Source organism: Campylobacter concisus (assembly GCF_003048405.1).
GTDB lineage: Bacteria > Campylobacterota > Campylobacteria > Campylobacterales > Campylobacteraceae > Campylobacter_A > Campylobacter_A concisus_Q.
Map to the genome: position 1 here is coordinate 1 of NZ_PIQS01000001.1, position 12,789 is coordinate 12,789.

Genomic DNA, 12,789 nt, shown 5'->3' on the forward strand with positions numbered 1-12,789 from the left:
GTAAATAAGGTTAATTTTTAATAGAAAATTCTTATAAGTATAAAAAATTCTTAAATTTTATAGATAATTTTTATCAAAAAATGCTTAAGAAATCTAAAATAAATTTTACTTTTTTAGCATTTAGAATTGTTCTTATAAACACTCTTAAAGAGCTTCTGGAAAAATTTTATAAATTTTAGACAAGATAGAGCAAAACTCTTGGATCTAATAGAAGTATCATGCAAATTTATTAGACGCTCTTGAAGACAAAATTTAAAAATTCATTCACATAAATACTATCTTTTTTCATATCTTTTAGTCTTAGACTTATGTTGATGTCTTGCTAAAGTATCGGCAGCAATGTAAACATCACCTTATCAAGGCTAAAATTTCTTACATCCTCAGGCCAGTCATCCCAGTGGTAAAGCTCATAAAATTTCGATATTTCGCCGCAAAGCACCCAGTAAAAACTACGAGTAGCCAAGCTGTGCATCTTCCCATTTGCCACTTGTCTGGCACGCAGTAAAAGACATTGCCGGCTTTGCCACCAAAAGCACCGCCGTTTATCGAGAAAATTTTACACAAAACATCGTTTGCCACGAGCAAATTGCTAGGCATCTAGCCTGCCTCGCTAAAGCTTTTGCCAAGGTTAAAGCTGTAAATTCTGCACTTCATCTGCTCGCATCCTGAGCCAAACACGCGCAGCCAACCTTTGTCTATTACTATGCCACCGCACTCATAAACAAGCGCTCCCATCGGTGAGCAAGTAGTTAGCTGAAGTCCTAAAAGCTCGCTTTGCGCCATGCTTTCATCAAAAGACAAAATTTCATTAGCCTCTTTTAGCCACTCTTTAATCAGTGCCCAGCCTGGCCTATTGCGTCTACAAGCTCATCTAAAGCTCATTTTGTATGCCCTTGCGGTAAATTTAGTGAAATTTTAAAGAAGAGTTTGGCGAGTCGCCCCGCCAAATTTATATTAGTAGATTATTTTGCATCCCAAGCTAGGATCGTGTTGCCTTCGGCGTCGGTAGCCACGTCGCCCATGCCCATGATGTTATAGCCGCAGTCTACGTAGTGAACTTCGCCTGTTACGCCGCTAGCAAGGTCGCTAAGCAGATACATAGCACTGTTGCCGACGTCTTCAGTCGTGACGTTGCGTTTTAGCGGGCTATTTACTTCGTTATAGCGTAAAATCATCCTAAAATCGCCAATTCCGCTTGCGGCAAGCGTTTTGATAGGGCCTGCACTGATCGCGTTTACGCGGATATTTTTAGCTCCAAGGTCGTGTGCTAGGTAGCGAACTGAGCTTTCAAGCGCCGCTTTTGCAACACCCATTACGTTGTAGTGTGGCACAAATTTCGGTCCGCCTAGATACGTGAGCGTAAGCACCGAGCCGCCCTCTTTTAGCACTGGTAAAACCGCACGAGTAAGGCTTAGCAACGAATAAACGCTAGTGCCCATTGCGATATCAAAGGCCTCCTTGGTCGTATTTACAAACTCGCCCTCTAGCGCTTCTTTTGGTGCATAAGCCACTGCGTGCACGACGAAATCTATCTCGCCAAGGTCTGTTTTGATACGATCCGCAAGACCGTCAAGGTGAGCAGGATTGTTTACGTCAAGCTCATAGACGAATTTGCTACCAAACTCCTCTGCGATCGGCTCTACGCGCTTTTTAAGAGCGTCATTTAGGTATGTAAACGCCATCTGCGCGCCTTGATCGCAGCAAGCTTTTGCAATGCCGTAAGCTATTGACTTAGCGTTAGCAACACCAACGATGAGGCCTTTTTTGCCTTTTAGTATCATTTGTTCTCCTTTTTATTAAAGCTACTTAACTTTTCTGCTTCACAAACTCGCAGCTGCAAACAAAGCTACTTATTCTGTGTTAAAATTTAAAAATAATGCTCGCGAACTATATGTTAGCTCCGCTTATTTTTTAAATTATGCCTTGACTAAGCGAAAAATCCTTCGCAATTTGACTTAAAAATTGCAATTCAAATTTGAACCCAAATTTGATAGCGGCAGTATCGTGAGATGTATTTTAATGTTGTGCAGAAATTTTAAGTCAAGACTAGGCACATAGCCTGTCGCGGACTTAAAATTTCCAACTCATTAAAAGACGCTCACGAGACAACGCGTATAAGCTCCAAAAATTTCGTTGCGTCCCAGCTCGCCGTACCTACTAGTACCCCGTCGCAGCTTGCGATACCCGCTATTCCGCCGATATTTGCGGCATTTACGCTACCTCCGTAAAGCAGCGGCGTGCTCGTCTGCTCGCGAATGAAATTTAAAATCTCCTCTATCTGCTCTGCGCTCGCGCTCTTGCCCGTGCCTATCGCCCAAATTGGCTCGTAGGCGATCAACAGCTGCTCGTAACCAAGGTCGATATTTTTTAGCTGATTCGCTAGAAACTCCTTTGTGTGACCTGCTTCGTTTACGCTCAAATTTTCGCCGATGCAGTAGACAATCTGCCAGCCCGCCTTTACTGCGAAATCAAATTTAGCTCGCAAAAGCTCCTCGCTCTCGCCAAGCTCGCGCCGTTCGGAGTGCCCGATCAGCACGCTTTTTACGCCAAACTCGTCCAGCATCGCCTTACCGATCTCGCCGGTGTGAGCGCCGCTTTCGCACGGGTAGAAATTTTGCGCACCGAGTTTAAATTTATGAGCCGTAAGATCAAGCGCGCTAAACGGAGGAAATACCGTCACATCGTCGTTTGAGCTTAAATTTGCGTCTAAAATTTCAGCGTATTTAGCAAAGCTTTCTCTCGTGTGATTGCACTTTAAATTTGCTAAAAACCTCACTCCACAGCCTTTCTAAGCGGTTTTATGCCAGGTAGCTCCTTGCCCTCGATGAGCTCCAAGCTCGCACCGCCGCCCGTGGAGATAAAGGTCATCTCGTCGGCATCCCCGGCGCGTTCGACCACATCGGCCGTATCGCCGCCGCCCACGACCGTAGTCGCGTGTGTGTCGATGATGGCGTGGCTCATTTTGATGCTGCCTTTGCTAAATTTATCCATCTCAAAAACGCCCATCGGCCCGTTCCACCAGATGGTTTGCGCGTCGGCTATGACCTCTTTAAAGAGCCTAATGGACGCCGGTCCGATATCTAGCCCCATCCAGCCGCTTGGTATTTCTTGTGCGGGGACAAATTTCACGGCGCTTTCAGCTGAAAACGTCTGAGCCGCGACGACATCTACGGGCAGGTAAATTTTAACGCCAAGCTCCCTGCCCTTGCGTAAAATTTCGCGCGCGTCCTCGATGAGATCCTCTTCAAGCAGCGAGTTTCCGATATTTTCGCCGAGCGATTTTAAAAACGTAAACGCCATGCCGCCGCCGATTATCAGCTTATCCACGCGCGGAAGCAGGTTGTGCAGGGCTTGTAGCTTGCCGCTTACCTTACTACCGCCCACGACCGCTACGAACGGGCGCGCAGGGTGTTTGATGAGATTTTGAGCGAAATTTATCTCTTTTTGCAGTAAAAATCCCGCCGCCTTGTGCTTCTCGTCGTAAAATTTAGTGATCGCCTCGACCGAGCTGTGCGCTCTGTGGCAGACGCCAAACGCGTCGTTTATGTAAAATTCGCCGTATTTAGCGAGCTCGCCGGCTAGCGCCTCGTCGTTTTTGGTCTCGCCCTTTTCAAAGCGCAAATTTTCAAGAAGTAAAATTTCGCCCGGTTTTAGCGCGGCGACTTTAGCTTTGGCGTCCGTGCCGACGACGTCCTCGGCAAATATCACGTCTCTATCAAGCAGCCTTGAAAGCCTTTTTGCCACGCCTCGTAGCGAAAATTTCTCCTCAAAGCCATTTTTCGGTCGTCCTAGGTGACTAGCTAAAACCACGCTGCAGCCGTTATCTAGGCAGTAGCGGATAGTTGGTATCGCTGAGCGGATCCTGCGGTCATCGGTGATGTTTAAAAACTCGTCCATCGGCACGTTAAAATCGCACCTCACAAATACCTTCGCGCCGCTTAGCTCAAGATCGTTGATCGATAAAATTTCACTCATTTTTCACCCTTTAAATTTACTTCGTAGCCACGATCTTAGCTAGATCCACAAGCCTTGTCGAGTAGCCCCACTCGTTGTCATACCACGCAAAGACCTTTACCATATCATCAGCGATGACCTGCGTCGTGTCGCTAGCTACGATGCTGCTGTATGCGCTCGTGCAAAAGTCGCTGCTAACTCTATAATCGTCATCGACGAATAAAATTCCCTTCAAATTCGACTCCGCAGCCGCTCTAAACGCCTCGTTTATCTCCTCTTTGCTAGCAGGTCTTTTTAAAACCGCCGTTAGATCGACCATAGAGACGTTTGCGACCGGTACGCGGACTGCTTGGCCGTGCATCTTGCCGTTTAGCTCGGGAAGTACTTTTGAGATCGCTTTTGCGGCTCCGGTGGTCGTAGGCCCGATATTTAGGGCTGCAGCGCGCGAGCGGCGGAAGTCTTTAGCTTTTACGTCTACTAGGCTCTGTCCGTTCGTATAAGCGTGGATCGTGGTCATGAGCCCTTTTACGATGCCGAATTTGTCGTTTAGCACCTTTGCGACGGGCGCAAGGCCGTTTGTGGTGCAGCTTGCGTTTGAGACGATCGCTTCGCCTGCGTATTTATCGTCGTTTACGCCGACTACGAACGTCGCCGTGTCGTCTTTTGCCGGAGCGCTCATGACGACTTTTTTGACGCCGCGAGCTAGGTACGGTTCGCATTTTTCGGTGGTCAAAAACTTGCCCGTACACTCCAAAACCACGTCTGCGCCGTAGTCTGCGTAGCTTAGCTCATTTAGATCTCTTGTTGAAAAAACTCTTATCTTTTTGCCGTTTACTTCTATAAATTCGTCGCTTATCACCTTAACATCTTGCTTAAATTCGCCGTGCACGCTGTCGTATTTGAGCAGATAGCGCGTCATGTCGCGCGTCGCCGTGTCGTTGATAGCGACAAGCTCAACGTCGTCTCGCTCTAAAATAATACGAGCAGCGCACCTGCCGATACGCCCGAAGCCGTTTATTGCTACTTTAACTGACATCTTAGCTCCTTTTGATATAATTACGCCTAATTCTACAAAAAAGAATTTTAAAACAAATATAAACAAGGCACTTTAATAGATGAAGTTAGCACTTTTTGGCGGAAGCTTTGATCCGGTTCATTTAGGACACGATAGCATTGTAAGAATGGCACTAAGTGGCCTTGATATCGACAAGCTCATCATCATGCCAACTTTTATAAGTCCCTTTAAGAGCGAATTTTCAGCTCCACCAGAGCTTCGCCTAAAGTGGATAAGAGAAATTTGGGGCGGCCTAGAGAAGGTCGAGATCTCAGACTATGAGATAAATTTAGCTCGCCCAGTGCCTACCATAGAGACAGTTAAGTATTTGTATGAGAAATTCAAGATAGAGAAATTTTATCTCATAATAGGCGCGGACCACCTAGCTACGCTTGACAAGTGGCATGGCTACGAGGAGCTAAAAAATTTAGTGCAGTTTGTGATCGCTAAGCGCAATCACATAGAAATTCCGCAAAATTTACAAAAAATGGACGTGCACGTGGATGTTAGCTCGTCGCAGATCAGGCACCAAAAGGGGCTTGATGAGCTGCCTAGCGAGATAAAAGATGAAGTTATAAATTTTTACCAAGGATACAAAATGCAAGAGAGATCGATGCAAGAGCGCACCGAAAGTATAGTTAAGGTTTTAGACGCAAAAAAGGCTGAAGAGATACAAGTGTTTGATATGAGTGGGGATGATTATTTCGTAAAGGCCGTAGTTATCGCTACTACGCTTGGCGAGAGGCACGCTTACTCGCTGGCTGAGGATCTAAAAGAGGAGCTTAAGCCTCTTGGAGAAAAATTTATAGGCACAGAGAGCTCGCCTGATTGGATCGTGATGGACCTTGGAGACATTTTGATACATCTTTTAAGCCCAGCTTACAGAGCAAAATACAACATCGAAGAGTTTTTGCAAAAGCTAAAAACTAGCAAAGAGTCTTAACAAAAACAAGCGAAGAGCAAATAAGCCATAAAAATATAAAGAGTGCTACTAAAAATGGCTTTTTGCCCGTCGCTTTAAAAATGCTTCTATCTATCCCAAATCCCAAAGCACACATCGCAACGCAAAGGCAGATGCTAGCTGCTAGCTTTAAAATTTGCACCAAATTTTCAGGGAAAAATGGCAAAGATCTAACGCAGATCGCCACTAAGAAAAATAGCGCAAACCAAGGTATACTCTTTAGCTTTGAGGCGTCACTATTTTGGCTTAAATTTAAGAAATTTAGCAAGAACAAAAATGGTACGAGCATGATTACGCGAAGCATTTTTATGATGAGGGCGGTACTACTTGCTGCGCTATCAAATGCCGCTGAGGCTGCGACTACGTGGGCTACTTCGTGAAGTGAGCCACCGATAAAAAAGCCAGTTTGGTGCGGCGTGAGAGCTAGAAATTTAGCGATAAATGGGTAGATAAACATGCCAATCGTCCCAAAGAGCACCACCGTGCAAATGGCGATAGCAAGCTTGTTTGCGTCTGCTTTTATCTCATTTTGAGTAGCCATGACAGCAGCTACGCCGCATATACTTGCCCCTGAGCCAATGAGCACAGCGCTATCCTTACTAAGACCCAAAGCTTTAGCGGTAAAAAGCGCAAAGCAAAAGGTCGCAAATACCATAAAAGCTGCATATATCACGCCTAGAGTGCCAACACTTGCGATCTCGCTAAGGCTTATGTTAAAGCCAAAAAGTATGATACCTAGCCTTAAAATTTGCTTTCCAGCGATCGCTACGACGCCACTACTTTTTAAAATTTGAGCCTGTTTTGTAAAAAGATTTGCAAAAACGGCGCCTAAAATGATGGAGATGATGAGTGGGCTAGTGTGAAATTTAGCTAAAAGTGTGTTTGAGAGCGTAAAAGAGACGGCACAAATCAGCGCCAGAACAAGCACAGCAAGAAATTTATGAGACATATTTTAACCTTAATATATTTTTTAAAAATGCAATTAGCACGTTTGGGTATAATTAGACGAATTTTATAATGCAAATTTAAAATAAAGATAAAGGGATAGGACTATGATCATCCTTGGCGAAAAATATGCTTTTACCAGCCTAGAACTAGAAAAGCTTAGAAAGAAATTTGGTCAAGTAAATTTTTTATCCCACGAAAATAGCGACGCAAAAGCCTTGCGAAGCGCACTAGAAAATCTCATAAAATCAGGCGATCAAAGGCTGATCGTACTAAATACTGCAAAGCCAGTCGATGGCAAACTGGTGAGATTTCTCACGCTTTTGCAGTTTAAGACAAAGTATAAAAAGATAAAATTTTTAAATGTAGAGAATTTTTTAGAAATTTATCTACACAAATGTTATATCCCAGAAAATGGCGAAAATCTTAATTTTTTAGATGAGATAAGGCCTTATGGTGCCTTTGCTTACGCACTCAAGCGAATAATCGATTATGCTAGCTGTTTGGTGCTTTTTATCTTGCTTTTTTGCCTAAAATTTTATGTAAAAAGAAAGATAGACGAGCAATCACCTGGAAGCCTTTACTTTTTACAAAGTAGAGTTGGGCTGGACAATAGAGAATTTGAGTGCATCAAATTTCGCTCGATGATGGAAGATGCCGAGAAAGATGGGGCAAAATTTGCTAGTGAAAATGACGAGAGAGTATTTGAGTTTGGCGAATTTATGCGAAAAACTCGTATAGACGAGGTACCACAGTGTATAAATGTGCTTCGCAGGCAAATGCATCTGATAGGTCCAAGGCCCGAGCGAAGACACTGGATAAATTTCTTTGAAAAAGAGATCCCTTACTACAATGAACGCCACATCGTTCGCCCAGGGATTACTGGCTGGGCGCAGGTGAACTACCCTTATGGCTCAAATACACACGACGCAAAACAAAAACTAATGTATGATCTTTACTACATCAAACACTGGTCGCTTTGGCTGGAGATAAAGATCATAGTAAAAACTATTGCGATTGTATTTGAGAAAAAAGGCGTTTAAATTCTCAAGAGCATCATGAGTTTGAGATATTTTTAAATAAACCTTTTTTCGAATTTAATTTTGTTGCTTTTAGCCAAAATATGTAAATTCTACATCCTATCTTTAGCTGTGATTCCCATTATATTAAATGCTGTTTTTATAGAGATAGCAACAACTGCAAAGACTTTTAGTAAGCTATCTTCGTTTTCATTTCCAACCACACGGTTTTCATTATAAAATTTATGAAAGCTAGCAGCTAGTGACTTCAGATAGTCTGGGATCTTTTGAAGCTGCCTTGAGATAAAAGCATCCTCTAAAATTTCAGGTAAGACTAGCGCCTCAAAAAGTAAATTTTTCGCATTTTCATCTAGGCATTCAAAGTCAGCATTGATTACATCTTGAACATTTTTCCCAGCCTTTGCGAAGACTTGATTTATCCTAGCGTGAGCGTAGTTTATATAAAAAATAGGATTTGAGCTATCCTCTTTTTTAAGCTCATCTACGTCAAATTCCAAACTACTCGTATTTGCCTTGCTTATAAAGATAAATCTAAGCGCCTCAGCACCGATCTCACTTACGATATCGCTCATCAGCACGGCATTACCAGCGCGCTTGCTCATCTTGTATGGCTTGCCATCTTTTAGCAGACTAACCATCTGCATAAGTATCACTTCAAGCTTGCTTTCATCGTATCCAAGGAAATTTATCGCAGCCTTAAGCCTTGCGATATATCCGTGATGGTCAGCACCCCAAATGTTTATATAGTGATCAAAATTTTTCTCAAATTTCGCGTTGTGATAGATGATATCGCCAGCTAGATATGTTGGCCTGCCGTCATTTCTAACCACAACCCTATCGTTATCATCGCCAAGTGTAGTCGAAGCGATATAAGTAGCGCCCTCTTTTTCATACATTTGATTTGAGCGTTTTAGCTTGTTTATAGTTGGCTCTAGGCCGTCATAAAGAGCCTTCTCACTAGCCCAGCTCTCTATGAATATCCCAACATCTGCTAAATCTTTTTTAATGATTTCAAGCACGATATCCTTGCCAAACTCGGCAAGCTCAAGGTTTCTGCTCTCGTCATAAAAAATTTCCTTGCCAAATTTCTCATTTGCAAGCCTAGCAATATCCAAAATATAATCGCCTCTGTAGTATTTCTCTGGATAGACGACGCTTTCGTTGAAAAGCTGCTCTTTTGCCGCAAGCGATATCGAAGTGCCAAGTAGGTCGATTTGATTACCAGCATCGTTTATATAGTATTCTGTCGAGATAGCATAGCCAAGTCTTTTACCAAGTCTTGCCAAAGTATCGCCATAAACTGCGCCTCTAACGTGTCCGATGTGAAGTGGTCCAGTTGGATTTGCACTGATATATTCTATTAAATAACTATTTTTTTTCACATCTTCTTTTGCAAAATTTTCGCTATCTAGCAAAATTTGCTTTGAAATTTCATCTAAAAACTCGCTTTTTAGCTTGAAATTTAAGTAGCCATTTACTGCACTAGCTTCAACTATTTTGCTATCACTAAATTTATCGGCAAACTCGCTAGCTATCACGGCTGGCGACTTTCTTAGCTCCTTTGCTAGGCTAAAAAGTGGCGTTGCATAGTGGGCTAAATTTTTATCCTTTGGCTTTTCAAGCACAAATTCACGCTCTAAAACCTTTGAAATTTCAGCTTTTATTTTATTTTTCAACTCTAAAACCTATGCGTTTTTAGTTGTTTCTTCTATTTTTTGACTATTGGCATTCTCTTCTTTATGCTCGACTTTCTCACTTTTTTCAGGTGTTGTATCTTCCATCTCAGCCTTAAAAGTCTTTATGCCTTTGCCTAGTCCTTTTGCAAGTTCTGGGATCTTCTTTGCTCCAAAAAGTAAAACAATAATCGCTAAAACAACTAGCCAGTGACCAATACTAAAAGAACCCATTTTTTCTCCTCAATAAATTTTTCAAAATGTTATCATAAATTCCTGAATTTCTAGCAATCTATCCACTCATCAATAACGCGTCTTAGATCTATTTTCGTGCTTTTTAACCTCATCGCTCTAAGAATTGATTTTAGGCCTTTATAACTCTTTTCAATGTCATCATTTACCAAAAAATAATCATATTCTAAGATGTGCTCCATCTCGCCAACTGCGTTCATTAGGCGATTTTCTATCGTTTCGTCGCTATCAGTTCCGCGGTTTTTCAAGCGTTTTTTAAGCTCTTTTTTATTTGCAGTCGTGATAAAAACTGAAGTTATGTAGCTTCTAAATTTTTCAAGTGCGATGTGAAAGCCTTGTACGTCGATATCAAATATAACTATCTTCCCAGCCTCAAGTGCTGCTAAAACAGGCTTTAGACTCGTTCCATAATAGTTTTTATGCACCTGCGCCCATTCTAAAAATTCGCCCTTTTCTATGCCGCTTTTAAACTCATCTTCTTTTATAAAATAGTAATCCACTCCATCGACTTCGCCTTCTCTTTTTGCTCTAGTCGTGCTTGAAATAGAAAAATAAAGATCCTTCTCTTCCTTTAAAAGACGGCCCAAAAGCGTGCTTTTACCGCTTCCGCTAGGTCCAGAAACTACTAAAATTTGTCCTTGCAACTACTTTTCCTCAAAACTTATATTTATCTTTATGTTCATATCTTTTAGCACATCTCTTAGCGAGCTTTCATTTAACGACTCATGGACGTGTTTTGTGATCTTTTTGGTTAGCTCTTCTTTATAGTCAGCATCGATTTTTGTTTCATCAAATGAGCTAGTTTGTGGTGCAATATTTAATCCAAATGCTGCTTGCATCGTATTTTCATCTATTTCTTCAATAGACGCTACATCAAAATTTAGGCTACCCAACGTCTCTTCTTTAAAATTTTCTTCCTCAAATACCTCATCTACCATACCTAGATCTTCTTGAGCAAGGACTTCTTCAGAAATTTCTTCATGATCTTCTTTAGTTGGCTCTTTTTCAAGGTCTATACCTTCATCCAAAGAAATTTCCTCTGCTTCTTTAGTAGATTCTTTATCTATATCTTCCTCTAAATTTTGACTAGCTTCATCTATCAAATTTGCCTCGCTGCTTTCAGGCTCAAAATTTTCATCATTGCCAAAATCAGTCTCTAGATCATCAAAATTTTCGCTATCTTCGCTAGATTCTTCGTTTAGCTCTTTATCCAAAGATTCGATCTCGCTGAGCTCTTTTTTACTTTGGCTTATATCATCTACAAAATCTTCATTAAGCTCAGCAGTTTCTAAATTTTGAGAATTTTGCTCAACCATTTTATCAAGCTCGTTCTTCGCCTCTTCATCTGCCAAGTCACTCTCTCCCATATCATCTATCTCATCTACAAGCGAACTAAGCTCATCAAAGTCATCACTATGCTCTTCTTTTATCATAGGTGGCTCATTATTTTGCTCTAAGGATTTATCTATATCTTCTGAATCAGCCATATATTTGCTAGCTATGTCATTTATAATATCATCATCTATGAGTTCAGTATCTGTTTCATCAAAACTGATATCTTTATCCTTTAAATCCTCGGTTTCTAGTTCACTTAGCTCCTCTTTTAAAAACTCATCATCTAAAGCCTCATTATCAAATTTATCTGCCTCATCATCTTCTTTTGCTAAATTTTCAAGTCTCATATCAATTTCTGGAAGCTCAAAATTTTCTAAATCATCAAAGTTTTTATTGTTTTCGTCAAAGTCATTAAAATTTGCAGACTCATCTAGTCCAAGCTCAAGTTCTTTATCATTGTCAGTATCTTTGTTTTGTTCAAACAAACTAATAAATTCTGTTGGTAAAAAGGGCTTTTCAAGCATAACATCAGCAAAATCTGGCTTTTCACCGCCTCTAGGTGCTAGATACATTATCTTTTGATTTAAATTAACATCGCTACTATCCATATCACTATCGATGATAATATAATCAAATTGATCGCCAACACTATTAGCATCGTCAAATTCGCTATATTCTATGCCTAGCTTATTTAAACTTAACGTTATAAGGCGAGAAACTGCTGGGTTTTTGTTTACAAGTGCAACTTTCATGATCCCTCCTTGAAGAGCTTGAGGCTGTATTCTATGATAAATTTCATTGCTATTTACTTAAAAAAATAGTGCTGGCATATCGTTTAAAATCTGCACCATCATATCAGTTATGATTTTTATAATGCCGGCTAAAATAGCTATCAAAACCGAAAAGCCAATACTTACCTTAATAGGATAACCAACGACTAATAGGTTAAATTGTGGCATAGTTTTCATAAGCATGCCAAAAATAGCATCCGAAAGTATAGAAAGCGCGATAATAGGAAAAGCTAGAACAAATCCAAACATAAAAAGATTGCCAAAAAGCTTTAGGGCGTAGCTCATCACACCACTTCTTGGATAAAAATCTCCAAGCGGTATAGCAGAAAGTGAAGTGGAATAAAACTGCAATATCAAATGGTGCCCATCAAGCATCAAAAATGCAAGAAGCGCGATAAAATTTAAAATATTTGCGATCACTGGTGAATTTGTACCAGTTTGCGGATCAAGCACTGAAGCCATCGAAAAACCCATAATCATTGAGATTTGCTCGCCAGCCATTTGAAGTATGGCAAAAACTATATTTAGCAAAAGCCCAGCACAAAGTCCGAGCATAGCCTCACTTAAAATTTCCATGATCAAAAAATTTATAGCATGCTCATGAGCATGTGAGAGCGGAAAAAGCACAACACAAAGGGCAAAAACTAGCAAAGTTTTTACGCTAAGCGGGATTTGATTGTGAGAAAAAAATGGAAAAAATACGATAAGCCCACTAAGACGTGCAAAAAGGAGCATAAAGGTTATGACTTTATCCGCTCCAAAAAACTCGACTAGTTCCATTATT

At 41.1% G+C, this 12,789-nt stretch carries 12 protein-coding genes and 1 pseudogene; 2 read left to right on the top strand and 11 right to left on the bottom strand.

The window, feature by feature from the left end; genetic code table 11:
• Positions 1–372 precede the first annotated feature (372 nt).
• The 5 genes and pseudogenes from CVT18_RS10365 to gap all read right to left on the bottom strand — a co-directional run bounded on the left by CVT18_RS10365 (position 373) and on the right by gap (position 4,990).
• A pseudogene (locus CVT18_RS10365) lies at positions 373–801 on the bottom strand (DUF2625 family protein).
• Positions 802–962: 161 nt separating this feature from the next.
• Entirely contained in the window at positions 963–1,781 is an 819-nt protein-coding gene (fabI, locus tag CVT18_RS00010; RefSeq protein ID WP_103628161.1) for an enoyl-ACP reductase FabI, read from the bottom strand.
• Between the two features lie 317 nt (positions 1,782–2,098).
• Positions 2,099–2,776: a triose-phosphate isomerase gene (locus CVT18_RS00015; protein WP_103628162.1), complete on the bottom strand. Its 678-nt coding sequence runs from the start codon at positions 2,774–2,776 to the stop codon at positions 2,099–2,101.
• Positions 2,773–3,975: a phosphoglycerate kinase gene (locus CVT18_RS00020; RefSeq protein WP_103628163.1), complete on the bottom strand. Its 1,203-nt coding sequence runs from the start codon at positions 3,973–3,975 to the stop codon at positions 2,773–2,775. Before CVT18_RS00020 ends, CVT18_RS00015 begins: the two co-directional genes overlap by 4 nt.
• A 16-nt stretch (positions 3,976–3,991) precedes the next feature.
• Positions 3,992–4,990: a type I glyceraldehyde-3-phosphate dehydrogenase gene (gap, locus tag CVT18_RS00025; RefSeq protein ID WP_103628164.1), complete on the bottom strand. Its 999-nt coding sequence runs from the start codon at positions 4,988–4,990 to the stop codon at positions 3,992–3,994.
• Positions 4,991–5,069: 79 nt separating this feature from the next.
• Here gap and nadD point away from each other — a divergent pair, with 79 nt between their 5' ends.
• Positions 5,070–5,951 carry a nicotinate (nicotinamide) nucleotide adenylyltransferase gene (nadD, locus tag CVT18_RS00030; protein WP_107824072.1) on the top strand — a complete coding sequence of 294 codons (882 nt, stop codon included), beginning with the start codon at positions 5,070–5,072 and terminating at the stop codon, positions 5,949–5,951.
• Here nadD and CVT18_RS00035 read toward each other — a convergent pair.
• The gene (locus tag CVT18_RS00035) at positions 5,935–6,918 is read right to left on the bottom strand and encodes a YeiH family protein (RefSeq protein ID WP_103628166.1); all 984 of its coding nucleotides are present in this window, start codon (positions 6,916–6,918) and stop codon (positions 5,935–5,937) included. The two genes, nadD and CVT18_RS00035, sit on opposite strands and share 17 nt — an antisense overlap.
• A gap of 103 nt (positions 6,919–7,021) precedes the next feature.
• Between CVT18_RS00035 and CVT18_RS00040 the strand changes: the two genes are divergently transcribed.
• Entirely contained in the window at positions 7,022–7,957 is a 936-nt protein-coding gene (locus CVT18_RS00040) for a sugar transferase (RefSeq protein ID WP_103628167.1), read from the top strand.
• An 89-nt stretch (positions 7,958–8,046) separates the two neighbouring features.
• Here the strand turns inward: CVT18_RS00040 and argS are convergent, their stop codons facing one another.
• Genes argS through fliR form a run of 5 tightly spaced genes read right to left on the bottom strand, consistent with a single transcriptional unit; the run spans position 8,047 to position 12,785 of the window.
• The gene (argS, locus tag CVT18_RS00045; protein WP_107824074.1) at positions 8,047–9,630 is read right to left on the bottom strand and encodes an arginine--tRNA ligase; all 1,584 of its coding nucleotides are present in this window, start codon (positions 9,628–9,630) and stop codon (positions 8,047–8,049) included.
• A gap of 9 nt (positions 9,631–9,639) precedes the next feature.
• Positions 9,640–9,861, bottom strand: coding sequence for a twin-arginine translocase TatA/TatE family subunit (tatA, locus tag CVT18_RS00050; protein ID WP_054197075.1), 222 nt, complete (start codon positions 9,859–9,861; stop codon positions 9,640–9,642).
• 50 nt (positions 9,862–9,911) lie between these two features.
• Positions 9,912–10,523, bottom strand: a complete 612-nt coding sequence (gmk, locus tag CVT18_RS00055) for a guanylate kinase (protein WP_054197076.1) — start codon at positions 10,521–10,523, stop codon at positions 9,912–9,914.
• Positions 10,524–11,966: a hypothetical protein gene (locus CVT18_RS00060; protein WP_054197077.1), complete on the bottom strand. Its 1,443-nt coding sequence runs from the start codon at positions 11,964–11,966 to the stop codon at positions 10,524–10,526.
• 57 nt (positions 11,967–12,023) lie between these two features.
• Positions 12,024–12,785, bottom strand: a complete 762-nt coding sequence (fliR, locus tag CVT18_RS00065; protein WP_054197078.1) for a flagellar biosynthetic protein FliR — start codon at positions 12,783–12,785, stop codon at positions 12,024–12,026.
• Positions 12,786–12,789 lie beyond the last annotated feature (4 nt).

Bases quoted from the DNA above. Each gene is read 5' to 3' on its own strand.
- fabI (WP_103628161.1), bottom strand. From the start codon at position 1,781: ATGATACTAAAAGGCAAAAAAGGCCTCATCGTTGGTGTTGCTAACGCT.
- CVT18_RS00020 (WP_103628163.1), bottom strand. From the start codon at position 3,975: ATGAGTGAAATTTTATCGATCAACGATCTTGAGCTAAGCGGCGCGAAG.
- gap (WP_103628164.1), bottom strand. From the start codon at position 4,990: ATGTCAGTTAAAGTAGCAATAAACGGCTTCGGGCGTATCGGCAGGTGC.
- nadD (WP_107824072.1), top strand. From the start codon at position 5,070: ATGAAGTTAGCACTTTTTGGCGGAAGCTTTGATCCGGTTCATTTAGGA.
- CVT18_RS00035 (WP_103628166.1), bottom strand. From the start codon at position 6,918: ATGTCTCATAAATTTCTTGCTGTGCTTGTTCTGGCGCTGATTTGTGCC.
- CVT18_RS00040 (WP_103628167.1), top strand. From the start codon at position 7,022: ATGATCATCCTTGGCGAAAAATATGCTTTTACCAGCCTAGAACTAGAA.
- tatA (WP_054197075.1), bottom strand. From the start codon at position 9,861: ATGGGTTCTTTTAGTATTGGTCACTGGCTAGTTGTTTTAGCGATTATT.
- CVT18_RS00060 (WP_054197077.1), bottom strand. From the start codon at position 11,966: ATGAAAGTTGCACTTGTAAACAAAAACCCAGCAGTTTCTCGCCTTATA.
- fliR (WP_054197078.1), bottom strand. From the start codon at position 12,785: ATGGAACTAGTCGAGTTTTTTGGAGCGGATAAAGTCATAACCTTTATG.